Source organism: Paraburkholderia sp. MM5477-R1 (genome assembly GCF_050436385.1).
Classification (GTDB): Bacteria; Pseudomonadota; Gammaproteobacteria; order Burkholderiales; family Burkholderiaceae; genus Paraburkholderia; species Paraburkholderia tuberum.
Genome location: NZ_JBNDMC010000003.1, coordinates 1,419,736 through 1,444,108, shown reverse-complemented (window position 1 = coordinate 1,444,108; position 24,373 = coordinate 1,419,736). Strand labels below are relative to the sequence as shown.

Below are 24,373 nucleotides of genomic sequence, written 5' to 3'. Positions count from 1 at the left end.
CGAGGAGGCTGACGATGTCGAAACATTTTCCGATCAAGACGCTGATCGGTCTCGCGCAGGACGATGTGGATGCCGCCGCGCAGCGGCTCGGCCGCGCGCAGCGCGAGCGTAACGACGTACAGGCGCAACTCGATGCGCTCGTGCAGTACCGCGACGAATACTACGCACGCTTCATGGAGAGCGCGCAGTCGGGCATGCCGGCCGGCAACATGCGCAACTTCCAGGCGTTCATCGATACGCTCGATGCCGCGATCGAGCAGCAGCGCAGCCTGCTGGCGGCGGCGAGCGCGCGCCTCGAGGCGGCGAAGCCCGACTGGCAGCGCCACAAGCAGAAGCTCGGCTCGTACGAAGTGCTGCAGGCGCGCGGCGAGGCGGCCGAGGCGAAGGTTGCGGCGCGGCGCGAACAGCGCGACGCCGACGAATTTGCGGCGCGGAGTCTGCGCATGCGAGCCGACGGCGCATGAGGCCTTGCCTCGCGGCCAAAGCCTGACGGCACACCCGTTCGACCGATTCACAGGATTCTTTATGTCGCTTCTTTCACAGATCGGCTCCCAACTGAGCACGCTGCTCGACACGAGCGGCAATGGGTCGAGCAGCGCGTCCGCGAACGCCGCGGTCTCGAGCCCGTTCGCGCAGACCTTGCAGCAAAGCATCGACCAGCAGAACAGCGCGAATCAACAGCAGACCAGTTCAGCGACGGCGTCGCAAGCCTCGGCGCCGAGCGAGCCCAGTGCGCCGCCGCCCGCTTCCGCTTCCACGTCCGCTCCCGCTTCCTCGCAGCAGAGCGCGAGCGGCAGCCAGAACGGCAACGGCACAGCGAGCAACGCGGCGAGCAGCAGCGCGTCATCGCCGTCGTCCACGCCGTCGACGACACCGACGCAGCAGGCATCGAACAGCCAGACGACCGCGACGCAAGCCAGGCAGAAAGACACCAAGGCGCAAACCGACGCTGGCGCGCTCGCCGCCGCTGCGGCTGCCGCCCAGGCTCAGGCGCAAGCGCAGGCACAGGTCGTCGCCAACAACGCCGACTCGAACGCCACCACCACGACCGATGCCGCGAGCTCCGCCGCCGATGCGGTGAGCGCGCTGGCCGGCACGGCCACGAGCGCGCTCGCGGCGACCGCGGCAAGCAGGAAAGGCGCGGTCGATCCGAAGTCGCTGCAGGATGCGTTGCAGCGTGCGCTGTCCGCGCTGTCGAGCGGCCAGGGCGCGGTGCCCGCGGCCGCGCTTGCTGGCGGCGCGGCCGCAAAAGCCGCGAGCGTGTCGAGCGCGGCGGGCGGCTTGGGCAGCGCGAAAAACGGCCTGAACGGCACGTCGGACGACAAGACGCTCGCGAGCGGCCTGTTCGGCAACGGCAAGGGCGCCTCGACGACCCACACCACGTCAACGGCGACGGCTGCCGCGACCGCGCTGGCCGATCCGTCGGCAGCGAAGTCGGCCGCCGACGCGTTGAGCGCCGCGGCCGCGACGAGCGGCCAGGCGGACAACCTCGCATCGGTGCGCAGCGCGTCCGAGGCGGCGAACGCCGCGCTGGCCGCGACGCAGGCGGCAGCGAACGCCGCGAGCACGACGGCGGCAGCGCAGAGTACGGGCAATGCGAGCGCGGCGGCCGCCGCGAATGCGTTGACGCCGCAGGTCGGCACGAGCGACTGGGAAGACGCGCTGAGCCAGAAGGTGTTGTTTTTGTCGAATGCGCATTCGCAGAGTGCTGAGCTGACGCTCAATCCGAAGGATCTGGGGCCGTTGCAGGTCGTGTTGCAGGTGGCGGATAACCATGCGCATGCGCTGTTCGTTTCGCAGCACCAGTCGGTGCGGGAAGCGGTCGAGGCGGCGTTGCCGAAGCTTCGCGAGGCGATGGAGTCGAATGGGATTGGGCTTGGCAGCGCGAGTGTGAGTGATGGGTTTGCGCGGCAGAGCGGGCAACAGCAGCAGAGCGCTGGCGCGGGTGGGGGGAATGGGAAGAGGGGCAGTGGTGGTGGGGGCGCCCTTGCAGGGGACAGTTCCAGCGATGCCATCGGGAATGTTGCCGTGCGGCAGCAGGTTGGATTGGTCGATACGTTTGCCTGAAGCGAGGCGGGGCGCTTTTTTGTCGTTGTTCTTTGCGGTGTTGGCCTTTCCTTGTTGTCTTATCGGTCTATTAGCGTTGCCCCTGTGCGGGGCGGCACCTACTTTCTTTGCTGCTGCAAAGAAAGTAGGCAAAGAAGACAGCTCAAACCGCAAGCTCATAAGCGGGTCCCCTAGCTTGGAAGGGGTAGTGGTGCATCTGGAATCCGGGCCCCCGCACATTCCCCGTTCGTGACAAAGCCGTCATCCCTCCCACTCCGCACTACGTGCGTCGCGGACGGGTCTGCCAGGGAAACCAATGGTTTTGCCCGCGCAGCGGGGGCCCTCGGCTGCGCCTCGGCGGTGCGCCGAAACCACCAGTGGGTTTTGAACGGGGTTTCGGCGCGCGTAGCGCCGCCGGAAGAATGACTGCCTTGTCACTGGCGCGGAATGTGCGGGAGCACGGATTCCAGATGCACCACTACCTCATGCAGACCGAGGGACCCGCTTAAGAATTGGCGGTTTGAGCTGTCTTCTTTGCCTACTTTCTTTGCAGCAGCAAAGAAAGTAGGTGCCGCCCCGCACAGGGGCAACGCTAATAGACCGATAAGTCAGCAAGGAAAGGCCAAAAAAGCCAGAACAACGACAAAAAAAACCCAAAAACCAGAAACAGCCAGAAATAGCCAGAAATAGCCCTTCTTTTCGACCCATAGCGCCGCAGGCAAATCAACAACAATCACCCTAACCCTTACTAGGCCAGCAACAAGCTGGCAACCCAAATGGCAACCACGACCGCCCCGCAACAAGCCGCGCCCGCCTCGCCGGGCCCCATGAAGCGCATCATCCTGATCGTCCTCATTGCGCTGATCGCCGCGGGCGCTGCCGGTGCCGGCGTGTGGTTCTTCATGTCGAAGCGCGCACCCGCCGCCGTATCGGCCGAAGCCGCGCCGGCGCAATCCGCCGTGCCGCTGTTCTTCCCGCTCGAATCGATGACCGTCAACCTGCAATCGGACGACGGCCAGCAACACTTCCTGCGCATCGGCCTCACGCTCAAGCTCGGCGATGCCGCCACCCAGCAGGCGCTCACCGATCACATGCCGGAAGTGCGCAGCCGCATCCTGCTCGCGCTGTCGAACAAGCACCCCGAAGAACTCGCGCCGCTCGAAGGCAAGCGCGCGCTCGCCGAAGAGCTGAAGACGCTGATCACCGAACCGATTGACAAGGGCGTCGCACCGATCCGCGTGCAGGACGTGCTGTTCACCGAATTCGTCGTGCAGTGACGTGACGTTGTCAAGCGCTGCCATCATCAATCGCCAAGGGACGCACGAGGAATAAGCAATGGGCCACGAAGAGTTCATGTCCCAGGAGGAGGTCGATGCCCTTCTGAAGGGCGTCACCGGCGAATCCGACACGGAATCCGAGCAAAACGACCGCACGGGCGTGCGCCCGTACAACATCGCCACGCAGGAACGTATCGTCCGTGGCCGGATGCCGGGCCTCGAAATCATCAACGACCGCTTCGCGCGCCTGTTGCGCGTCGGCATTTTCAACTTCATGCGGCGCTCGGCGGAAATTTCCGTCGGCCCGGTGAAGGTGCAGAAGTACAGCGAGTTCACGCGCAACCTGCCGATCCCGACCAACCTGAACCTGGTCCACGTGAAGCCGCTGCGCGGCACGTCGCTGTTCGTGTTCGATCCGAACCTCGTGTTCTTCGTGGTCGACAACCTGTTCGGCGGCGACGGCCGTTTCCATACGCGCGTCGAAGGACGCGATTTCACGCAGACCGAGCAGCGCATCATCACGAAGCTGCTCAATCTGACGTTCGAGCACTACGCGGCGTCGTGGAAGAGCGTGCGTCCGCTGCAGTTCGAATACGTGCGCTCGGAAATGCACACGCAGTTCGCCAACGTCGCGACGCCGAACGAAATCGTCATCGTCACGCAGTTCTCGATCGAGTTCGGCTCGACGGGCGGCACGCTGCACATCTGCATGCCCTACTCGATGATCGAGCCGATCCGCGACATTCTCTCGTCGCCGATCCAGGGCGAGGCGATGGACGTCGACCGACGCTGGGTGCGCGTGCTGTCGCAGCAGGTGCAGGCCGCCGAAGTGCAGCTGAGCGCCGATCTCGCGCAGGTGCCGGTCACGTTCGAACAGATCCTGAACATGCGCAAAGGCGATGTTCTGCCGATCAACATCCCCGAGCACATCACCGCGAAAGTAGACGGCGTGCCGGTGATGGAATGCGGCTACGGAATTTTCAATGGTCAGTACGCGTTGCGGGTCCAGAAGATGATCAGCGCAGCCGACACGATGAAGGAAGGTGGATATGAGTGACCTGAACGCAAAGCCCGAGACCGATCTCGCGGCAGCCGAGCAACTCGCCGCCGGCGAGCTGTCCGCCGTGGAAGACGACGCGGCGATGGCCGACTGGGCAAGCGCGCTCGCCGAGCAGAACGGCAACGACGAAATCAACCCGGCCGCGGGCGCCGTGTTCCAGCCGCTGTCGAAGGCCGCGCCGACCTCGACGCACAACGACATCGACATGATCCTGGACATTCCCGTCCAGATGACGGTCGAACTCGGCCGCACCAAGATCGCGATCCGTAATCTGCTGCAGCTCGCGCAGGGCTCGGTCGTCGAACTCGACGGCATGGCCGGCGAACCGATGGACGTGCTCGTCAACGGCTGCCTGATCGCGCAGGGCGAGGTGGTGGTCGTCAACGACAAGTTCGGTATCCGGCTGACCGACATCATCACGCCGTCCGAACGCATCCGGAAACTCAATCGATGAAACGTTTGGCAGGTCGCGGCGTGCTGCTCGCGTCGCTTTTCGCGTCCACCGTCGCGTCCACCGTCGCGCACGCCGCCGACATGAACGCGGTCAACAACGCCGCGAAGATCGCCTCCGGTGTCGGCGCGGGTAGCGCGGTGCCGGCGCTCGGCGTCGGCGCGGTCCTGCAAACCTTCGTCGGGCTCGCGGTCGTGATCGGCCTCGTGTTCGGCTGCGCGTGGCTCGCCCGACGCTTCGGCCTGCAACCGGGCCAGCGCGGCGCTCTTGTGAAGACGGTCGGCGGCGCTTCGCTCGGTGGCAAGGAACGCGTCGCGGTGGTCGAGATCGGCGATACGTGGCTCGTGCTCGGCGCCGCGCCCGGCAACGTGCGGCTGCTGCATACGATGCCGGCGGGTGCCGTCGCGGCCGATACGGTTGCCGCTTCGCCTGCACCGCTTTCCGGCACTTTTGGTCAACGCTTTCGCGACGCCCTGAAGGGCGAAGTGGGCAAACGTTTCAACGCGCACCGCGGCGGGGATCGGTAATGCAGGTCAGTTTCAGGCAGTCAGCCTGGTTCTTCACGCTTACGCGCCGTGCGGGGCGGGCGCTCCCCGCAGCGCTTCAACTCGCGCTGCCGGCACTGCTGTTCGCGCTGCCGACGCTGTCTTTCGCGCAAACCGCCGGCCTGCCGGCGTTCACGACGAGCCCCGGCCCCAACGGCGGCACGACCTACTCGCTGAGCGTGCAGACGATGCTGCTGCTCACGATGCTGTCGTTCCTGCCCGCGATGGTGCTGATGATGACGAGCTTCACGCGCATCGTGATCGTGTTGTCGCTGCTGCGCCAGGCGCTCGGCACGACCACGACGCCGCCGAACCAGGTGGTCGTCGGTCTCGCGCTGTTTCTGACGCTGTTCGTGATGTCGCCGGTGCTCGATAAAGCCTATAACGAAGGTTACAAGCCGTTCTCCGAAGGCACGATGTCGATGGATCAGGCGGTGGCGCGCGGCGTCGCGCCGTTCAAGACCTTCATGCTGCGTCAGACCCGCGAAAGCGACCTTGCGCTGTTCGCGCGCATCTCGCACGCGGCGCCGATGCAGGGGCCCGAAGACGTGCCGCTGTCGCTGCTGGTGCCGTCGTTCGTGACGAGCGAGTTGAAGACCGGCTTCACGATCGGCTTCACGATCTTCATTCCGTTCCTGATCATCGACATGGTGGTCGCGAGCGTGCTGATGTCGATGGGCATGATGATGGTGTCGCCGGCGACGATTTCGCTGCCGTTCAAGCTGATGCTGTTCGTGCTCGTCGACGGCTGGCAGTTGCTGCTCGGCTCGCTCGCGCAGAGCTTCGTCTGATATTTTTTCGACTCCTTGTTCCTCAGGCACTCACGATGACACCCGAAGCAGTCATGACGCTGGCCCACCAGGCCATGTACGTCGGCCTCGTGCTGGCCGCCCCGCTGCTGCTCGTCGCGCTCGTCGTCGGTCTGGTCGTGAGCCTGTTCCAGGCGGCCACGCAGATCAACGAAAGCACGCTGTCGTTCATCCCGAAGCTGCTCGCGATCGCGCTCACGCTGGTGATCGCCGGACCATGGATGCTGACCACGATGCTCGACTATCTGCGCCACACGATCACCAGCATTCCGACGCTCGTCAACTGAGCGCCGCTGGCACGCCTGCCCTCCCCACTCCATGTTCACGGTCACCTACGCGCAACTGAACGTCTGGCTGACCGCGTTCCTGTGGCCGTTCGCGCGCATCGCCGCGCTGATCGCGACCGCGCCGGTGCTCGGCAACATGTCGCTGCCCTCGCGCGTGAAAATCGGTCTCGCCGCGTTCGCGACGATCATCGTCGCCCCGACGATCGGCGCGCTGCCGCAGGTCACCGTGTTTTCCGCGGCCGGCGTGTGGATTCTCGTCAACCAGTTCCTGATCGGCATCGCGCTCGGCGTGACGATGCAGGTCGTGTTCCAGGCGATCGACGCGACCGGCTACTTCATCGGCCTCGGCATGGGCCTTGGCTTCGCGACCTTCTTCGACCAGCAGGCGACCGGCTCGGGCGTCGTGATCTCACGCTACATGACGACGATCGCGACGCTGGTGTTTCTCGCCGTCGACGGTCATCTGCAGATGATCGCCGCGCTCGTGACGACGTTCCAGTCGGTGCCGGTGTCGGCGAACCTGCTCGCGCCGCACGGTTGGCAGACGCTCGCGAACTGGGGCGGCTCGATCTTCTCGGCGGGGCTGCTGCTCGCGTTGCCGGTCGTCGTCGCACTGCTGATCGCGAACCTCGCGCTCGGCATTCTCAATCGCGCGGCGCCGCAGATCGGCGTGTTCCAGATCGGCTTTCCGCTGACGATGCTGGTCGGCCTGCTGCTCGTGCAGCTGATGCTGCCGAACATGATCCCGTTCTTCGTGCGCTTGTTCGATAACGGCATCGATGAGATGGGACGGGTCGCGGCGGCGCTGGGATAACGCCGAAAATCGCGGACATAAAAAAACCGGCTCGCGCCGGTTTCTTTATTGCGCCGCCGGGAGCGGCATCAGCTGTTGATGTACTGGAACAGCGACATGTTCTGGATCTGCACGAACGCTTGCTGCGAAGCCTGCAAGGCCGCCTGCTCCATCGAGTACTTGCTGATCGTCGAGACCATGTCGGTCTGGGTCAGGTCCGCGAGATCGCTTTGCGTTTGCAGTGAGTTGGTCTCCGTCACCGTTTGCAGCGCCTTGACTTCCTGCTCGCGGCCGCCGACCGATGCCTGCACCGCGGTGACGTTGTTCAGCGTGTTGCCAAGCTGCGACAGGCCCGTATTCAACGCGTTCTGCAGGTTCGCCGAGGCCGCGGGGTTGCCGCTCACCGGCTGCTGGAGCGCGGCGATCATCGCGTTCAGGTTCGCGAACACGTTGGTGCCCGCCTGGTTGGCCGGCTGCACCGTGAATTTGTCGTTGGCCGCCGGCGTGCCTGTGATTTCGACGGTCTGGCCCGCGATCGTGATGTCCGAGCCCGCCGTGTACGGCTGCACCGTACCCGCGACGTTGGTCGTCGTGTCAGTGACCGTGTAGGTGAGCGAGCTGCCGCTGCCGCTGAACTGGATCTGGTACGAGTCCGCGTTCCCCGCGTTGGTCGGATCCTTGACCGACACCGCGCCGATCACGCCGCTGCCGGTATTGGCCGGGTCGCCCGAGGCGATCGGCTGCGCGTTGGTCGCGCCGACGCTCATGAACACCGACAGCCCATTGTCACCGGTCGAGACCGCGTTGCTATCGGTGACCTGCACGGTGCGCGTGCCCGTGTCGCCCGTATAGGTGACGTTGCCGGCCGCATCGGTCGTGAAGGCCTGGGTCGAATTCTGGAAACCGGCGAACAGCGCATTGCCCGAGCTGTCGCTCGCATTCGCGGAGGTGACGAGCTGGTCGCGCAGGGCGGTCAGCTGCGCGGCGATCGCCGTGCGGTCGGCGTCGTTCAAACTGCCGTCGCCGGCGCGCAGGCCTAACGTGTTCGCGCTTTGCAACGTCGTGATGACGCTGGAGAGCGTCGAGTCCTCGGCCTGCAACGACGTGAGCGCCGCGTTCTGGTTCGTCGTGTACTGCGACAGCGCGGACGCCGTCGAGCTGAGCTGCACGGCCTGCGCGGCGCCGAGCGGATTGTCGGCGGGCGTGCTCAGGCTCTCGCCGCTCGAGATTTCCTGATAGATCTGCGACAACTGAGCCTGCTGATTGCTCATGTTCGCGACGTTCATGCTGAAGTACTGCTGGGTCGAAATTCGCATGGTTCCGCCTTACGAGAAGATGCCAAGCAAAGTCTGGAACAGCGTCTGCGCCGTCTGGATGACCTTGCTGTTGGCCTGATAGAGCTGCTGGTACTGAAGCAGGTTGGCCGCTTCCTCATTGATATTGACGCCCGACACCGACTGCTGCGCCGACGTGATCTGCGTGACGAGCGTGCTTTGCGCGGTCGCCGAGGTCTGGATCTGCGTGGTCTGGTTGCCGATGTTGTTGACGTAGCTCGCGTACGCGCCCGTCAGCGTCGAGGTGCCGCCGTCGAGCGCCTGCGCCGAAGTCAGGTTCGACAGCAGTTGCGCGTTGCGGCCGTCGTTGGTCGCGCCGGTGTTCGGTCCGATCGTGAACGAGTCGCCGTTGGCGGGCGTGCCGCTGATCGTGACCGTCACGTTGTTCATCACGCCCGCGCTCGCCGAATTGCTCGGGTTGGTGATAGTCAGCGTCGCGCCCGAGCTCGGCGAGTATGGCACCGCGGTCGTCGCCGAGCTGATCGTGTACTGCGTGGACGGCGAGCCGGCGACTGTCACCACCGTGCCGACCGGGAAGCCGGTCAGGCCGGTGCCCGCGGTGTAAGTGATCGTCGAGGTGCTGGTCGGCGCGCTGTAGCCGGCAGATACCGTGCCTTGCGTGATCGTCCCGGTGCCGGTGTTCGACGTCGACGCCGACGCGAGCACCGGCGCCGCGGCCGCGATTGCCGACGCCGACGTGGTGGTCAGCGCGAAGCCGTCGAGCGCGCCGCGGGTCGGTTCGACCGAGAACGAGTCGCCGGCCTTCATCGTGCCGCTCGCGACCGAGAACTGCAGGCCGCCGATCGGGTTGGTCAGGTTCGCCGCCGAACCGACGATGCTGCCGGTCTGGTTGTCGGTCAACGTGTAGGTGCTGCCGTCGTACGACAGCGTGTAGTCGCCCGTGGTCGGCTGGGTCGCGTCGGCGAACGAGACGCCGAGCGTAGCGTTGCCGGTGTTCTGCGAGTTCGCGTACACGGTCGGCGAGCCGACCGTGAACAGCGCGCCGCCCGCGGTGCCGTTCAGCGTCAGGCCGAGTTCGTTCTGCGCATTGACCTGCGCGGCGAAGCTGGTCGCGATCGCGCCGAGTTGCGCCTCGGCCGGATCGAGCGTTTGCGAGCGGAATTGCAGCAGTCCGCCCAGCGTGCCGCCGGACACGCTCGTGTCGGACAGCGTCTGCGGCGTCGGTGTCGGCTTTGCCCCGGCCTGGCCGAGATACTGGACCGACAGCTCGCTCGGATCACCCGACGAAGTCGCCGTGCCGAGATTGAAGCTGTTGCCGGCCAGCACGAGCGGCTGTCCGCTCGACATGAACAGGCTATAGCTGCCGTTGTCCTGCACGACCGACACGCCGATCAGCTGGGACAGGTTCGACACCGCCTGGTCGCGTTCGTCGAGCAACTGGTTCGGCGGCTGGCCCTGGTTGCTCGCCTGCGTGATCTGCGTATTCAGCGACGCGATCTGCGCGGTGTAGGTGTTGATCTGCGTAACAGAGTTGCTCAGCTGCGTGTTGACGCTCGAGCGCAACTGGTCGTACTGCTGGCCCGCCGCGTTGATCTGGTTCGCGAGCGTCTGCGCGTCGCTGACCGCGGTCTGCCGCGTCGACACGCTCGACGCGTTGTTGGCGACGTTCTGCAGCCCGGTGAAGTAACCGCTGATCGCGCTCGCAATCCCGGCGGTCGGACTGCCGACGAGGTTGTTGAGCTGGGTGATCATCGTGTTGTACGCGGTGAGCGCGCTGCTCGACGACTGCGCGTTGTTCAGCTGGGTCGTCAGGTACTGGCTGTACGCGCGCGTCACGGTGTCGGTGGAGACGCCCATCGGCAGGTAGCCGGAGCCGGTATACGTGCCGCCCGTCTCCGAATACACCGGGGTTTCCATCGTATAGCCGGGTGTCGACGCGTTGCTGATGTTCTCACCAGTCGTCGTCAAACCCCACTGGGCCGCGTTGAGTCCGCTAAGGCCGATATTCAACAGATTGCTGGACATGCGTCATCCTGAAGGGCGGCATCGCAGACATGCCACCGCGTTAGTGGAACATCCTCTTTAACGGCCCACCGTGCGAAAAATTGAGGGCCATGCCATTTCGTTTGCGCTCGCCGCGATGTCGATGTTTGCGCGACGTTGCCGCGCTGTTGCCTCCGACGCGAGTGCAACGTTTGCTTCGTCGGCCAAAGCGTTCGCGCGGTGCCGGGCGTCGCGCGCACGGCACCGCGCGTTGGCTCGCCGCTCAGCGCGCCAGCGAGCGGCGCTTCATTTCGAGCTGCGTGATCAGCCGCTGCAGCGTGTTTTCCGCGCTGCCCGGCAGCGACAGGAAACGGAAGCCGAGCTGATAGCGCTGCGTGCCGTTCGGCAGCGCGAGCGAGCGATGCGACACGAGCTGCAGATCGAGCGACAGACGGCCGAGCGCGCCGAGCGTGAGCTCGCAGTCCATCAGGCGCGCGCCCATCGGCAGCGCGGCGACGCGCAGGTCGGTCGTACGCATCCCGACGCCGCCGAGCGACAGGTCGTGCACCTCGAAGCGGAACGTGTCGCCCTCAGGCAGGCGGCCCGTACACATGAACGGGTCGAGAATCGGCGCGGCGACGCGGAAGTACTCGCGGCGCTGCACGTAGAACAGCACCTCGGGGAAGTCGGCCTCGAACGCCGGCATTCCCTCGAAGCGCGTCTCGCGTGGCGTCGGGGTCGTGAACTCGACGCGCACGCCGTCGGGCGACGCGTGGAACTGGCAGCGCGGCGCGTTGAGCAGCCCCTTGTTCTGATCGGCGAGCGCGCCCCAATCGAAGGTGAAGGTGCGCTCGCGCACGTCGACGTCGAGCAGGCGCGTGACGATCTGCCCGCCCGCATATTCGACGGTGAGGAAATCGCCGCGATTGACGATATTGCGCAGCTGCACGCCGATTTCCAGCGGATTGCGGCGGCCGAAATCGGAAGCGCTCTCGTTTTGCGGGACGTGCGGCTGACCGTTCGTGTCAGTCAGGCCGTTCGACTGGTTCATATCCATGGGCTTGCCGGTAAGCATGTTCTTGCGGGCACGTGCCAGGGCCTAGCCATGGACTCTGAGGGTCTTCATGCAAAGCCGCGACACACGCGTTCGACCGGACCTTACAGCGCTATTCCGGTATCGGGTCTAACTCGTTAGCGGCAGCATCGAGCCAAAATTTAGGGGCTCAATTTAAATATTCGCCGGAAAATTTCGCGCAAACGTTAAAAGCGTATCTGCCCTATTTTCCGCGACCTTGCTCGCCCCGGACCCTGCGGAGCTTTTTACCGATGCCGGTTTTTCTGCTGCTTTTATCGCCGCTTTTACCGACACCTTTAAAGCCGCTTTAATGCCCGTCGCGTGCGTTATTTTTAATCAGCCCATTTTCTGCATGATCGACAGCAGCTTTTTCGCGTAATGCGGATCGGTTGCATAACCGGCGCGCTGCATGCCGTTCGCAAAACCGTTCACGTCGCGCGACGAATTGATCACCTGCGCGTAACGCGGATTGCTCTTCAACATGCTCGCGTAATCGGTCATCGCTTCCTGGTACGAGTCGTACGCGCGGAATTTCTCGACCGTGCGCTGCGGCTTGCCGTTCACGTACTCGGTCGTGACCGTCGACACGGTCTTGCCGGTCCAGTCGTTGCCCGCCTTGATGCCGAACACGTTGTGGCTCGTCGAGCCGTCGGCCTTCTTGATCTCGCTCTTGCCCCAGCCCGATTCGAGCGCGGCCTGACCGATGATGAAGCGCGCCGGAATGCCGGTCGCCGCGCTCGCGGCCTGCGCCGGCGTGGCGAGCTTGTCGACGAAGGCGTCGACCTTCGACGAGCTGCCGTCGCCGCGCACCGGTGGCGTCAGCGCGCTATTGGCCGAGTAGGCGCGGCCGAGCCCGAGCTGACCGTTGGCCTGGGCGTTGCCGTAGGCACGCGCGAGCGCGTTGAGCGCCGCGCTCTGGCCTTCGTCGCCGCCGCTACCGCCGCCGAGCGCGTTGGCCATGCCGGCGAGACCACCCGCCGCGCCCGCGCCGTTCGCGCCACCCACCTGCATGCCCTGGTTGCGCATCAGTTGCTTGAGCATCGCGTCGGCGACGCCGATGCCCTTCTTCGACAGCTGCTGCGCCATCTGCTGATCCATCATCGACGTGAACGTCGCCGTGTCGTGCGAATCGAACGGACCGTCCTGCGGCGTTGCATCGCGCATGCTCTTCAACATCATCTGCGTGAACACGGCGTCGAACTGCTGCGCGGCCATCTTCATGCCGGCTTGCGGCGAGGCCTTCGCCTGCGCGCTGAGTGCGCCGAAGCCCTGCACGTCGAGCGCGAACCGGCTGGTCAGATCGTTGGCGGAGTTGACGCTATTGGTCGTATCGGAATTCATCTCGCGTGCTCCTTAGATGATTTCAAGGTCGGCGCGCAATGCGCCGGCTGCTTTCATGGCCTGCAGAATCGACATCAGATCCGCGGGCGTCGCGCCGAGCGCGTTGAGCGCTTTCACCACTTCGGCGAGGTTCGCACCGGCGTTCACGAGTTTCAGCGAGCCGTTGTCCTGCTTCATCTGGATCTGCGACTGCTGCGCGACCACCGTGCGGCCGTTCGAGAACGCGCCCGGCTGGCTCACCACCGGCTGCGTATTGATCACGACCGACAGATTGCCGTGCGCGACCGCGCAGTTCTGCAGCGTGACCATCTGGTTCATCACGATCGAGCCGGTGCGGGCGTTCAGGATGACTTTCGCGGCGGCCTGCCCGGGCCGCACTTCGAGGTTCTGCAATTGCGCCATGAACGAGACCTGCTGCTGCGGATCGGCCGGCGCGCGCAGCTGGATCGTGCGGCCGTCGAGCGCGGTCGCGGTGCCGCTGCCGAACGCGTTGTCGATCGCCGCGACGACGCGCTGCGTGGTGTCGTAGTCCATGTCGTTCAGGTCGAGCTGCATGGTGCCCGCCTGCGACACCGCCGTCGGCACCGAGCGCTCGACGATCGCGCCGCTGGTGATGCGCCCCGCGGCGAGCTGGTTGACCTGCACCCTGCTGCCGTTCGCGCTCGCGCCCGCTCCGCCCACGGCGACGTTGCCCTGGCCGAGCGCATACACCTGGCCGTCGGCGCCCTTCAGCGGCGTGAGCAGCAGCGTGCCGCCGCGCAGGCTTTTCGCATTGCCGAGCGACGACACCGTGATGTCGATCGCTTCGCCCGGCCGCGCGAACGGCGGCAGCACCGCGGTCACCATCACCGCGGCGACGTTCTTCAACTGGATGTTCGACAGCGACGACTGCGAGTTGCTGGAGCCCGCCGCCTGGTTGTTGATCGAGATGCCGAGGTTCGCGAGCATGTTCGCGAGCGTCTGCGTCGTGAACGGTGTCTGCGTGGTCTGGTCGCCGGTGCCGTCGAGGCCGACCACGAGGCCGTAGCCGATCAGCGGGTTGTCGCGCACGCCCTGGATCTGCACGAGGTCCTTCAGGCGCTCCGCGTGCGCCGGCGTCGCGGCCGGCAGCGCCGCGCAGGCGAGCGCGACGAACATCAGTGCGCGGCCCGCGCGCGACAGCGTGTTGAAGACGGTACCCATGATCACCACGGCGCCACGTTGAGGAAGAACCGCTGCAGCCAGCCCATGGTCTCCGCTTCGTTGATGTAACCCTTCGCGGAGTATTCGATTTTCGCGTCGGCGACCTGGGTTGAGTACACGGCGTTCAGACTCGAAATCGTGTTCGGATTCACGACACCGGAAAAGCGCACGAATTCATTACCCTGATTGATCAGCATCTGTTTCTCACCGCTCACGATCAGGTTGCCGTTCGCCTGCACGCCGGTCACGGTCACGGTGATCGTGCCGTTGAACGTATTCGACGCGTTCGCGCCGCCGGTACCGGCAAAGCCGTTGGCGCCGGTCGCGTTCAGGTTGGTCTTGGCGAACAGGCCGCCGAGAAAGCCCGCGGTCGGCACGCTGAAGTTCGTGCTGCCGTTGCGGCTCGCATTCGCGCCCGAGTTCTTCGTCGCGTTGATGTTCTCGGCGATCACGATCGTGATGATGTCGCCTACGTTGCGTGGCCGCTGGTCTTCGAACAGCGGCCGACCCGCGTAGCCCGGGTTGTAGATCGAGCCCGGCGCCTGCGCCTGCGGCGGCAGCGGCGGCACCGCGTTCATCGGCTGCTGGGTGATCGGTTCCCTCGGCAGTTGGGCGCAGCCGCCGAGCGCGGCGAGCAGCGTGAGCTGCACGAGCGCCTCGGCCGTGCGCGAATGAACCGGAGTGCGAGTGGAGTGCGACATCATCGTTTACCGCCTTAAATTTCCAGTCCTCAAACCTGCATCTGGCTCAAGGTCTGCAGCATCTGGTCGGAGGTCGTCACGGCCTTGCTGTTGATTTCGTACGCGCGCTGCGTCTGGATCATGTTCACCAGTTCCTGCACGACGTTCACGTTCGACGCTTCCACGTAACCCTGGTTGAGCGTGCCCGCGCCGTTCAGACCCGGCTGCGACACGTTCGGCGCACCCGACGACGCCGTCTCCGAGAACAGGTTCTCGCCCTTGGCGTCGAGGCCGGCCGGGTTGATGAAGGTCGCGAGCTGCATCGTGCCGAGCTGCTGCGTATTGCTCGAGTTGGCCACGGTGATCGACACCGCGCCGTCGCTGCCGATCGTCAGCGAGGTGGCATTGGTCGGGATCGTGATCGCCGGAATCACCTGGTAGCCGCTCGACGTGACGAGCTGACCCTGCGCGTTGGTCTGGAACGAGCCGTCGCGCGTGTAGGCGGTCGTGCCGTCGGGCATCTGCACCTGAAAGAAGCCTCCGCCGTTGATCGCGACGTCCTTCGAGTTGCCGGTCTGCTGCAGGTTGCCCTGCGTGTACAGACGCTCGGTCGCGACCTGTTGCACGCCGGTGCCGAGCTGGATGCCGGACGGCAGTTCGGTTTGCTGCGTCGAGTTCGCGCCCGGCTGGCGGATGGTCTGGTACAGCAGATCCTCGAACACCGCGCGCGAGCCCTTGAAGCCGTTGGTGCTGACGTTCGCGAGGTTGTTCGAGATCACGTCCATCTGCGCCTGTTGCGCATTCATGCCGGTGGCGGCGATATACAGTGAGCGGTTCACTTATGGTTCTCCAATGTCGGGCGGAGTTGGCGCTTTAGCGCTTACTCCGGCCCCATGCAAAGCGGTCTCGGAGCGCGCCTCGAAGGGCGCCCCGCGGCAATCCGTTAGCTGAAGCTGAGCAGCTGGTTGGCGGACTGATCGTTCTTGTCGGCGTTTTCCAGCAACTGCGTCTGCATCTGGAACTGGCGCGCGTTGGTGATCATCGAGACCATCGCGCTGACCGGATTCACGTTGCTGCCTTCGAGCGACGCCGGCGCGAGCGTCACGGTCGGATCGGCGTCGGCGGGATTGCCGTCGGCGGTGCGAAACAGACCGTCATCGCCGCGCGTGAGCGACTGCGGATCGGGATTGACCAGCTTCAGCTGATCGACGGTGACCACAGCGGTGGGCGGATCGCCCGGCGTCAATGCCGACACCGTGCCGTCCTTGCCGATCGTGATCTGCGCGCCCGGCGGCACCGATACCGGCCCGCCGTTGCCGAGCACGACCTGATTGGTCGCGTTCACGAGCTGGCCGTTTTCGTCGATGTGCAGATTGCCCGCGCGCGTGTAGGCCTCGTTGCCGTCGGCGGTCTGCACCGACAGCCAGCCCGGCCCCTGAATCGCGACGTCGAGCGGATTGCCCGTCTGCTGGATCGGCCCCGGCGTGTAGTCGGCGCCCGGTGTCGACGACAGCACGAAGGTACGGGTCGTGTCGTCGTTGATCGCGCTGCCGTCGCCGAACGACATCGGCACGGCGCGGTAGGTTTCGAGCTGCGCGCGAAAGCCCGTGGTCGACGCGTTCGCGAGGTTGTTCGCGACGATCGCCTGCTGTTCGAGCGCCTGCGCGCTGCCCGACATCGCGGTGTAGATCAGCCGATCCATGAAGAACTCCTGTTCGCTTACAGGTTGATCAGGGTCTGGTCGACGGCCTGCTGGGTCTTGATCGTCTGCGCGTTCGCCTGATAGTTGCGTTGCGCGGTGATCAGGTTGACCAGCTCGCTCGTCAGATCGACGTTCGAGTTCTCGACCGCGCCGCCTTGCAGCACGCCGTGATTGGTCGAGCCCGGCGTCGAGATCTGCGCGACGCCCGAGGCAGCCGTCTGGCCGTACTCGTTGTTGCCGAGGTCGACGAGGCCGTTCTGGTTCGAGAAGTTCGCGAGCACGATCTGGCCGAGCGCCGCGGTCTGCCCGTTCGAGTAGTTGCCCGTCAGCGTGCCGTCGGAGCCGACCGTGAAGCTCGTCAGCTGGCCCGCCGCGTAGCCGTCGGTCGACAGGCTGTTCACGCCGTCCTTGCCGCCGTACTGCGTGGTGCCGGCCATGTTCAGCGTGACGTTCTGCGGCGTGCCCGAACCGTCGGTGGTCGGGATCGACATCGTGAACGCGCCGAGCGTCGCGGTCGCGAGGCCGGTCGTCGCGTCGGTCGTGCTGACCAGCGTGCCCGACGAGTTGAAGTTCGCCGTGCCGATCAGGGAAGCGGTGCCGGTCGACGGGCCCGCGTACACGTTCCACGTGCCCGAGCCCGTCTTCGCGAAGTACATATTGACGGTCTGCGAGCCGCCGAGCGTGTCGTAGACGGTCGTGCTCGTCGAGTAGTTGTAGGTCGACGAGCTGTTCTGGTTGAACGTGGTCGGGTTCTGCGTGATCGTGTAGCTGTCGTTGGCCACCGGCGTGCCGCTGAACGTGATGCTCTCGCCGTTGCCGAGCGTGATCGCGGTGCCGGCCGTGTAGGGCTGCGACGCCGTGGTCGTGCCGAGCGTGTTGTCCGTGACCGTGTAGGTGGTCGGGCTCGTGAAGTTGATCGTGTACTGGTCGGTGTTGGTGCCCGCTGCCGCGTTGGTGATCGTCGCGCCGGTCGTGTTCAGCGTGCCGGCGTTGGTGCCGCCCGGCGTCGCGGTCGGCGCGCCGAGCATGATGTTGTCCTGCGCGTTCAGGTTCAGGCCCGCGGTGATCGAGGTGGTCGCCTGCGGCGCGATGTTCGCGGTCGGCACCGTCAGCGGCACGGTCTGCGCGGTGTTGACGATGCCCGCGCTATTGGCCGCGTAGCCCATCAGATCGAGGCCCTGCGCGTTCGTGATGAAGCCGTTCTTGTCGAGCTGAAACACGCCGTTGCGCGAATAGGTCAGCGTGCCGTTGTTCGACATCTGGAAGAAGCCGTTGCCGTTGATCGCGACGTTCAGCGCCTGGTTCGTCGTCGTGAGCGTGCCTTGCGAGAATTGCTGCTGCACTTCGGAGAGTTGCGTACCGATACCGATCTGCTGGCTCGTCGCGGTCGCGACCGAATTGGCGTACATGTCGGCGAATTCCGCGGTGCCGCTCTTGAAGCCGACGGTGTTGGCGTTGGCGATGTTGTTGCCGATCACGTCGAGATCGCTCGACGACGCCGACAGACCGCTCAAACCTGTTTGGTAACTCATGACGTACTCCGTATCTGTAAAGTCGTAACTGAATGGATCCGGACTACAGGATCGCTGCGACGCCGGTCAGGTCGACCGTCGAGCCGTTCGACAGCACGAGGCCCGGCGTGCCGCTGCTCTGCTGGACGACGCTTTCCACCGTCGCGCCGGTGAGCGTGGTAGCCGTCGCCTGCTGGCCGTTGATCGTGCCTGTCGCGGTGATCGTGTAGGTGCCGTCGGGGAGCGTGTTGCCCGCCGAATCGGTCGGCGTCCAGCCAACCGGAATCGTGCCGGCCGACTGCTTGCCGAGATCGAGCGTGTTGACGATCGTGCCGGCCGAGTTCTTCACGACGATCTGCAGGTCGCTGACGGAGTTCGCGAGCGTGACGCCGAACTCGTTCGTCTGGCCGCTCGCCACGGTGATCGAGTTGCCCGGTGCGAGCACGGTCGAACCGATCAGCAACGCGGCCTGCGATTGCTGGCCCGCCGACAGCTGCGTCGACAGCGAGGAGAGCGACGTATTGAGCTGGCTGATGCCCTGCACCGTGCTGATCTCGGCGAGCTGCGAGGTCATCTGCGAGCTGTCCATCGGATTGGTCGGGTCCTGGTTCTGCATTTGCGCGACGAGCAGCTGCAGAAAGGTGTTCTGCAGGTCCGCCGCCGACGTGCCCGACGTGCTGCTCGACGTGCTGCTCGTCGAGCTGGTCGCGCTCGAGCTGCTGCTCGTGCCGTTCATCGTGTCGAGCAGCGTCTGCGAAACGGTCGTGCCGCTGCCGCCGATCGTGGTGTTGGTGGTCAAGGCTCTCTCCTCAGGTTCCGATCGTGAGCGTTTTCAGCATCAGGGTTTTGGCGGTGTTCAGTGTTTCGACGTTGGCCTGGTACGAGCGCGAGGCCGAGATCATGTTGACCATCTCCTGCACCGGGTCGACGTTGGGCAGCGTCACGTAGCCGTTCGCGTCGGCGGCCGGATTGCCGGGCTCGTACGCGGTCTTCATCGGCGACGGATCGTCGACCACGCCCGTCACCTGCACGCCGCCGACCTGCTGGCCGGAGCGCGTGCGCGCGCCGCCGAGCGGGCTCACCGCGAACACGACCTGCTTGGCCTTGTACGGCTGACCGTCGGGGCCCGTCGTGCTGTCCGCGTTGGCCAGGTTCGACGCCGTCACGTTGAGCCGCTCCGACTGCGCCGACATCGCGGAACCCGCGACACCAAAAATGTTCATCAGGGATGGCATGTTTCCTGACCTCTCCTGCCGGTTCGCACCGGCTTTACGTTAAGTCCCGTAGCGTTTCTGTTCGTGCGCGCATGCTGCCTGTGTTCAGCTGCTATGCGCCCTGCCTGGGTGCCGTGCGGCGTGCAGGGCTTACGACGAGCCCGACGTGATCGCCGACAGCATCGTCTTGATCTGGTTCGACACGACCGTCATACCCGACTCGAAGTGCACCGTGTTGTCGGCGAACTGCACGCGCTCGGTGTCGACGTCGACCGTGTTGCCGTCGAGCGCCGGCTGCAGCGGAATCCGGTATTGCAGGTTGCCGTAATCGTCGGGGCTGCCGCCCGTCGCCGTCAGCGTGGCCTTGCCGCTCATGTGGCCGGCCTCGGTCGTGTTCATCGACATGCCGCTCGTCACGCCCGCGGGTTGCGTCATCGCGAGCGTCGAGCTGTTCGATGCGCCTTGGCCGGCGGTGCTGCCGCCCGTCTTCTTCAGCGCGCCGGCGAGCGACGACGCGAAGTCGATATCGCGTGCCTTGTAGCCGGGCGTGTCGGCGTTCGCGATATTCGACGACAGCAGTTCCTGCCGGTATGCGCGCACATCCATCGCCTGCCGGCCGAATGCGAATTCGGCATCGAGCTTGTCCAGCATCGGAATCTCCCGAGAACGTTTCCAAGGCCGTCCCGTGTGCGCATCGTGAGAGACACGCGGCGGGCGCGAAGGCCTTTTTGCATGTGATGCATCTTATGGGCCGCGCGCAAGCGGCAATCGGACGAATAACCGGGAAAGGGGGCTTCTATTCAACGTTTGCGCGAAAGCGGCGCTCACTAGAATGCAAGGCGTACCGATGCATTCGATGGAGACCCGCGATGGACCAGCCCACCAACACCTTGCCGCAGCCGGCGAGCGGCACGACGATGCGTCGCGTGGGGGGTGTCCGGGTCGATGAACGGGGCGATGGTTCGGAGGGCGCGCTCGCCCAGCCGGTGCCGCGCTCTTTCTCGCGTTGCCTTGCGCATTGCCTGACGCGGGCCGCGGTATGGGTTGCGGGCGGCATCGTGTTGCTGCCGGCCACGACCCAGGCGCAGGATGCGGGCGGCCCGATCGTGATTGCCGGGCCCGCCGAGAAAAATCCCGCCGCGCTGAACGATCTCGCGCAACGGATTCAGACGCCGGCGCAGCGCAGCGCGTCGGCGGCGTCGCTCGCGGCGGCGACCGCACAGTCGCTCGGCCGCGCGAGCGGGTCGCGCGACACCGATACGTTCGGGCGTGCCGCGAGCGCAAGCGGCGCGATCGTCATTCCGGGCGCGGGCGAGCCCGCTGCCGCCGCGCCGGCCATCATCCGCACCAACTTCAAACCGGACGCCAACGGCGTCGTGACGATTCCGCCGGCGGCCAGCACTGAGGCGTCGGGCGTCGCGCGCGTCAATGTCGAAGCGGGCCCGGCCGCCAGCGTCGCGAATCAGCGCGTGGTCGCGGCCAGTGCGCCGCAAGGCGACGGTTTCGACAGTCTCGCCGCGCGCGGCGAGCCGCCCGAGTTCGGCGCGAATGGCAAGCCGATCGCGGCCGCTGCGGCGCAGCCGGCGCATCCCGGGATCGCGAGAACACCCGCGACGTCGCCTGGCTCGCGCCAGCCGGCGGCCGTCATTGCACAGAGAACGCCGCAGACCGCTACCGCCGCGACGGCTGCGCAAGCCGCCGCGCCGCTGCCTGGCCAGCAGGACCCGGAAGCGATTCACGCAAGCGCGCTCGCGTTCCTGCAACAGCAGGCCGTCGGCCTGCCCGGCAAGGCCGACATCACTGTCGCGTCCGCGTTTCCGCGCGGCCTCGCCGCGTGCACGTCGCTCGAACCGTTCATGCCGACCGGCGCGCGCCTGTGGGGCCGGCTGACGGTCGGCGTGCGCTGCGCGGGCGAGCGGCCGTGGACCATCTATCTGCAGGCGCGCATCTCGCTGCATGCGACCTACTACCTCGCCGCCCGCGCGATGGCGCCGGGCGAAGTGCTCACGGCCGCCGACCTCGTCGCGCGCGAAGGCGACCTGACCGGCCTGCCGCAGGCGATCGTCACCGACCCGTCGCAGGCGGTCGGCTCGGTCTCGCTCGTGCGGATCGCGGGCGGCATGCCGCTGCGCCGCGACATGCTGAAGAGCGCGTCGGCGGTGGTGTTCGGCCAGACCGTGCGGGTCATCGCGGCCGGCGACGGTTTCTCGATCTCGTCCGAGGGCAGCGCGATGAACAACGCGTCGCCGGGCCAGCAGGTGCGCGTGAAGACCGCCAACGGCCAGATCATCTCCGGCATCGTCAGGGACGGCGGCACGGTGGAGATCCAGATGTGAGCGGGCTGGCGGCAACGAGCACCGTCGAAACGGTCGGCGCCCCGGTGGCCAGGGCAGACGGACGGGGATTGAAAGGGGTAGATGGCCACCTGGCGGCGAGCCGGGTGTCGAGCGATTGCGCTAAAGTTTTGATCAGCGGTTGCCGTTATCAGGATCAAATCGTTAGGGAAGCCAATCGTGAAAGTCGATCCCACCACCTCTTCAAATCTGCCGTCCTTGAAAGACGCTTTGTCCCGTTCGCAGCAGAGCGACGAAGCCACGCCGGCAGCCAGCACCACCCAGGGCGCGACGAGCACCGCCGCGCCGGCCGCGAGCAGCGCGTCGGGCGAAACGAGCGTGAGCCTGTCGGGTCTGTCGCAGCATCTGCGCAGCCTCGCGGCCTCCGGCTCGGCCGACATCGACACCGCGCACGTCGAGTCGATCAAACAGGCGATCAAGGACGGCAAGCTGCAGATCGACTCCGGCAAGATCGCCGACGGCGTGCTGCAGACGGCGCGCGACCTGTTGCAGAACAAAACCTCGTCGACTGGCAACTGATCGGCATTTCGCCGCGCGGTGATCTGCCGGGCGGCGTCCGACCAACCCGGTTCGCGCGCCGTTCGCGAGCCAGTGTGCGTAGCGAGTTGTTGATATGAAAGACGCCCTCGTTGCTACCCTGATCGAAGAATATTCGACCGTCGAGGCATTCGCCTCGATCCTCACTCTCGAAACCAAAGCGCTGACGGCGGTCTCGCCGCTGGAGCAGTTGCCGGCGATCGTCGAGAAAAAAACCGAGCTGATCGGCGTGCTCGCGAGGCTCGAAGCCGCGCGCGACTCGCATCTGGCCGAACTCGGCTTTCCGACCGGCTGGTCCGGCATGGAGCTCGCGGCCAGCACCGACGCGCGCGTCGCGACGCAATGGAAGCTGCTGCAGAAAGCCGCGGATCGCGCGCGGCGCGTCAACACCAACAACGGCGAGCTGATCCGCGTGCGGATGGACTACAACGAGCGCGCGCTAAAGGCGCTGCAAGTCAACGTGCCGCGCAAGACGAATCTGTACGGGCCGGATGGACGAGTTCCGGCTTATTCGGGACTTTGATCGGCCCGCCTGCCCGGCCTGCAATCGAGCAATACACGAAATGAATGAAAAAGCCCGTCATCGACGGGCTTTTTCCTTTTCCGCCGCCGCTTTTCCACCCACTTCCCTGTCCGTTCCGCGCTGCGTTAGCCGTTCGGCTAGCTGGCGCTAGTCCACCTCGTCACGTTGAAATGGTGACTTCGTTCGAGCTTTCGCCAACGCCGCGGCTTCGACGCGGCCGCAATTCGACGGGCGGAAGCTTGTTTGCTCGTTAGTTTGTGTAGGCGTGTGTATAATGGAGGGTATGATGTATGAACAGTGCCGAGGTCGTCAAATTGATTCAAGCGAATGGCTGGCAGCTCGTCCGCATAGCGGGCAGTCACCATCATTTCAGGCACGCGGGAAAACGGGGGCTCGTGACCGTCCCGCATCCGAAAAAAGATTTGCCGGCCGGCACCCTGAACAGCATTCTGAAACAGGCGGGGCTCAAATGAAGCATCTGATCTTTCCGATCGCCATCGAACCCGGAGACAACACGCACGCGTTCGGCGTCGTGGTGCCCGATATTCCAGGCTGCTACTCCGCGGGCGACACGCTCGAACAAGCGTATGTGAACGCGAAAGAGGCAATCGAATCGCATCTCGAAACCTTGCTCGACGAAGGGCTGCCGCTGCCCGAGCCTCTCACGCTAGGCGAGCATCGGCGCAATCCCGAGTTCGCGGGGTTCACATGGGGATTCGTGACGACGCGCAATATTCCGGCGTTAAAGAAGGCGGTTCGCATCAACATCTCGCTGCCCGAGGTGCTGGTGCAGGAGATCGACGCGTATGCGCAGGCGCGCGGTATGTCGCGCTCGGCGTTTCTCGCGCTCGCCGCCGAGCATGAGATGGCGAACGCCTGAGCAACGGTAGGCGGCACAGGCGCGCATCGGCATCGGCGCACCGCCGCATCTGCAGACGGCGTTTGAAAAACGGCGTGCGGCGCCGCGGTGGCGTCAGTTCGCTTCGGCGTTCGCCCAGGCCATTTCGCGCAGTCGGGCGCGCAGGCGTGCCACGGCCTGGCTATGCAACTGGCACACGCGCGATTCGCTCACTTCCATCACCGCGCCGATCTCGCGCAGATTCATGCCGCGCTCGTAGTAGAGCGACATCAGCAGCTTCTCGCGCTCCGGCAAGCGGTCGATCGCTTCGATGAGCGCCGAGCGCAGGCTGTCGTCGAGCAGCGCCGAGAGCGGATCGGAATGATCGACGCAGTAGCGGTCCAGAAAAGGTTCGTCGTCGGCGGAGCGGTCGAAGTCTTCGTAGTAGATCAGCTGGCTGCCATGCAGGTCCTGCAGCATCGACTGATATTCGTCGAGCGGCATTTGCAGGTGCTCGGCGACCTCCGCCTCGCTCGCCGAGCGGCCGAGGTTCTGCTCCACCTTGTGCACCGCGGATTCCACTTCGCGCGACGTGCGGCGCAGGCTGCGCGGCAGCCAGTCGTTGCTGCGCAACTCGTCGAGCATCGCGCCGCGAATCCGCTGGCTGGCATAGGTCTCGAACTGCGCGCCCTGGTCTTCCTTGTAGCGGCCGGCGGCATCCAGCAAACCGATCATGCCGGCCTGGATCAGGTCGTCGAGATCGACGCTCGCCGGCATTTTCGCGACAAGCTGCAAGCCGAGTCGACGCACGAGCGGTGCGTACTTCGTCAAAACTTCGGCCTGAGAAATCTTTCCCTGAGCGTTGTACAT

The 24,373-nt window shown here is 65.4% G+C and carries 27 protein-coding genes; 14 read left to right on the top strand and 13 right to left on the bottom strand.

What is annotated here, in order from left to right; translation table 11 throughout:
• Positions 1 to 14: 14 nt before the first annotated feature.
• The 9 genes from fliJ (at position 15) to fliR (ending at position 7,289) form a co-directional block, all read left to right on the top strand.
• Complete coding sequence (gene fliJ, locus OKW35_RS09915; RefSeq protein ID WP_090802535.1) at positions 15 to 464, top strand: flagellar export protein FliJ; 450 nt, start codon at positions 15 to 17, stop codon at positions 462 to 464.
• A 61-nt stretch (positions 465 to 525) separates the two neighbouring features.
• The gene (locus tag OKW35_RS09910; RefSeq protein ID WP_429551790.1) at positions 526 to 2,067 is read left to right on the top strand and encodes a flagellar hook-length control protein FliK; all 1,542 of its coding nucleotides are present in this window, start codon (positions 526 to 528) and stop codon (positions 2,065 to 2,067) included.
• A gap of 755 nt (positions 2,068 to 2,822) precedes the next feature.
• The gene (fliL, locus tag OKW35_RS09905; protein ID WP_429551789.1) at positions 2,823 to 3,323 is read left to right on the top strand and encodes a flagellar basal body-associated protein FliL; all 501 of its coding nucleotides are present in this window, start codon (positions 2,823 to 2,825) and stop codon (positions 3,321 to 3,323) included.
• Positions 3,324 to 3,381: 58 nt separating this feature from the next.
• Positions 3,382 to 4,380 (top strand): flagellar motor switch protein FliM, encoded by a 999-nt coding sequence (gene fliM / locus OKW35_RS09900; RefSeq protein WP_184065889.1) that lies wholly within the window; start codon positions 3,382 to 3,384, stop codon positions 4,378 to 4,380.
• Positions 4,373 to 4,837, top strand: a complete 465-nt coding sequence (gene fliN, locus OKW35_RS09895) for a flagellar motor switch protein FliN (protein WP_090802529.1) — start codon at positions 4,373 to 4,375, stop codon at positions 4,835 to 4,837. Before fliM ends, fliN begins: the two co-directional genes overlap by 8 nt.
• Complete coding sequence (gene fliO, locus OKW35_RS09890; RefSeq protein ID WP_429551788.1) at positions 4,834 to 5,361, top strand: flagellar biosynthetic protein FliO; 528 nt, start codon at positions 4,834 to 4,836, stop codon at positions 5,359 to 5,361. Before fliN ends, fliO begins: the two co-directional genes overlap by 4 nt.
• Positions 5,361 to 6,170 carry a flagellar type III secretion system pore protein FliP gene (gene fliP, locus OKW35_RS09885; RefSeq protein WP_184069741.1) on the top strand — a complete coding sequence of 270 codons (810 nt, stop codon included), beginning with the start codon at positions 5,361 to 5,363 and terminating at the stop codon, positions 6,168 to 6,170. Before fliO ends, fliP begins: the two co-directional genes overlap by 1 nt.
• A 35-nt stretch (positions 6,171 to 6,205) precedes the next feature.
• Positions 6,206 to 6,475: a flagellar biosynthesis protein FliQ gene (gene fliQ / locus OKW35_RS09880; RefSeq protein WP_090802525.1), complete on the top strand. Its 270-nt coding sequence runs from the start codon at positions 6,206 to 6,208 to the stop codon at positions 6,473 to 6,475.
• Between the two features lie 31 nt (positions 6,476 to 6,506).
• The gene (fliR, locus tag OKW35_RS09875; RefSeq protein WP_090802523.1) at positions 6,507 to 7,289 is read left to right on the top strand and encodes a flagellar biosynthetic protein FliR; all 783 of its coding nucleotides are present in this window, start codon (positions 6,507 to 6,509) and stop codon (positions 7,287 to 7,289) included.
• A gap of 68 nt (positions 7,290 to 7,357) precedes the next feature.
• On the opposite strand, the gene flgL is transcribed toward fliR, so the two are convergent.
• The 12 genes from flgL to flgB form a co-directional block, all read right to left on the bottom strand.
• Complete coding sequence (gene flgL / locus OKW35_RS09870; protein ID WP_429551787.1) at positions 7,358 to 8,584, bottom strand: flagellar hook-associated protein FlgL; 1,227 nt, start codon at positions 8,582 to 8,584, stop codon at positions 7,358 to 7,360.
• A gap of 9 nt (positions 8,585 to 8,593) precedes the next feature.
• Positions 8,594 to 10,588, bottom strand: a complete 1,995-nt coding sequence (gene flgK / locus OKW35_RS09865) for a flagellar hook-associated protein FlgK (RefSeq protein WP_429356302.1) — start codon at positions 10,586 to 10,588, stop codon at positions 8,594 to 8,596.
• A 241-nt stretch (positions 10,589 to 10,829) separates the two neighbouring features.
• A complete protein-coding gene (locus OKW35_RS09860; protein WP_184065917.1) occupies positions 10,830 to 11,603 on the bottom strand; it encodes a flagellar brake protein in 774 nt (257 codons plus the stop codon).
• Positions 11,604 to 11,957: 354 nt separating this feature from the next.
• Positions 11,958 to 12,962: a flagellar assembly peptidoglycan hydrolase FlgJ gene (flgJ, locus tag OKW35_RS09855; protein ID WP_184065931.1), complete on the bottom strand. Its 1,005-nt coding sequence runs from the start codon at positions 12,960 to 12,962 to the stop codon at positions 11,958 to 11,960.
• A gap of 12 nt (positions 12,963 to 12,974) precedes the next feature.
• Positions 12,975 to 14,144: a flagellar basal body P-ring protein FlgI gene (locus tag OKW35_RS09850; RefSeq protein WP_026225507.1), complete on the bottom strand. Its 1,170-nt coding sequence runs from the start codon at positions 14,142 to 14,144 to the stop codon at positions 12,975 to 12,977.
• A gap of 2 nt (positions 14,145 to 14,146) precedes the next feature.
• Positions 14,147 to 14,845: a flagellar basal body L-ring protein FlgH gene (gene flgH, locus OKW35_RS09845; protein WP_184066049.1), complete on the bottom strand. Its 699-nt coding sequence runs from the start codon at positions 14,843 to 14,845 to the stop codon at positions 14,147 to 14,149.
• Positions 14,846 to 14,874: 29 nt separating this feature from the next.
• Positions 14,875 to 15,663 carry a flagellar basal-body rod protein FlgG gene (gene flgG, locus OKW35_RS09840; RefSeq protein WP_187612742.1) on the bottom strand — a complete coding sequence of 263 codons (789 nt, stop codon included), beginning with the start codon at positions 15,661 to 15,663 and terminating at the stop codon, positions 14,875 to 14,877.
• 104 nt (positions 15,664 to 15,767) lie between these two features.
• Positions 15,768 to 16,526 (bottom strand): flagellar basal-body rod protein FlgF, encoded by a 759-nt coding sequence (gene flgF / locus OKW35_RS09835; protein ID WP_090802512.1) that lies wholly within the window; start codon positions 16,524 to 16,526, stop codon positions 15,768 to 15,770.
• A gap of 17 nt (positions 16,527 to 16,543) precedes the next feature.
• On the bottom strand, positions 16,544 to 18,058 hold the full coding sequence (locus OKW35_RS09830) for a flagellar hook protein FlgE (RefSeq protein WP_429408028.1): 1,515 nt from the start codon (positions 18,056 to 18,058) through the stop codon (positions 16,544 to 16,546).
• 43 nt (positions 18,059 to 18,101) lie between these two features.
• Positions 18,102 to 18,836: a flagellar hook assembly protein FlgD gene (locus OKW35_RS09825; RefSeq protein WP_429551786.1), complete on the bottom strand. Its 735-nt coding sequence runs from the start codon at positions 18,834 to 18,836 to the stop codon at positions 18,102 to 18,104.
• Between the two features lie 10 nt (positions 18,837 to 18,846).
• Complete coding sequence (gene flgC, locus OKW35_RS09820) at positions 18,847 to 19,272, bottom strand: flagellar basal body rod protein FlgC (RefSeq protein ID WP_026225509.1); 426 nt, start codon at positions 19,270 to 19,272, stop codon at positions 18,847 to 18,849.
• A gap of 129 nt (positions 19,273 to 19,401) precedes the next feature.
• A complete protein-coding gene (flgB, locus tag OKW35_RS09815; RefSeq protein WP_090802505.1) occupies positions 19,402 to 19,902 on the bottom strand; it encodes a flagellar basal body rod protein FlgB in 501 nt (166 codons plus the stop codon).
• 218 nt (positions 19,903 to 20,120) lie between these two features.
• Here flgB and flgA point away from each other — a divergent pair, with 218 nt between their 5' ends.
• The 5 genes from flgA to OKW35_RS09790 all read left to right on the top strand — a co-directional run bounded on the left by flgA (position 20,121) and on the right by OKW35_RS09790 (position 23,545).
• Positions 20,121 to 21,587 (top strand): flagellar basal body P-ring formation chaperone FlgA, encoded by a 1,467-nt coding sequence (flgA, locus tag OKW35_RS09810; RefSeq protein WP_429551785.1) that lies wholly within the window; start codon positions 20,121 to 20,123, stop codon positions 21,585 to 21,587.
• Positions 21,588 to 21,764: 177 nt separating this feature from the next.
• The gene (gene flgM, locus OKW35_RS09805; RefSeq protein WP_090802502.1) at positions 21,765 to 22,124 is read left to right on the top strand and encodes a flagellar biosynthesis anti-sigma factor FlgM; all 360 of its coding nucleotides are present in this window, start codon (positions 21,765 to 21,767) and stop codon (positions 22,122 to 22,124) included.
• 94 nt (positions 22,125 to 22,218) lie between these two features.
• Positions 22,219 to 22,665, top strand: coding sequence for a flagella synthesis protein FlgN (locus tag OKW35_RS09800; protein ID WP_018418771.1), 447 nt, complete (start codon positions 22,219 to 22,221; stop codon positions 22,663 to 22,665).
• 290 nt (positions 22,666 to 22,955) lie between these two features.
• Positions 22,956 to 23,138: a type II toxin-antitoxin system HicA family toxin gene (locus OKW35_RS09795; protein WP_013090886.1), complete on the top strand. Its 183-nt coding sequence runs from the start codon at positions 22,956 to 22,958 to the stop codon at positions 23,136 to 23,138.
• Positions 23,135 to 23,545, top strand: coding sequence for a type II toxin-antitoxin system HicB family antitoxin (locus tag OKW35_RS09790; protein WP_090802498.1), 411 nt, complete (start codon positions 23,135 to 23,137; stop codon positions 23,543 to 23,545). Before OKW35_RS09795 ends, OKW35_RS09790 begins: the two co-directional genes overlap by 4 nt.
• 93 nt (positions 23,546 to 23,638) lie before the next feature.
• Here the strand turns inward: OKW35_RS09790 and OKW35_RS09785 are convergent, their stop codons facing one another.
• Positions 23,639 to 24,373, bottom strand: a complete 735-nt coding sequence (locus OKW35_RS09785; protein ID WP_090802497.1) for an RNA polymerase sigma factor FliA — start codon at positions 24,371 to 24,373, stop codon at positions 23,639 to 23,641.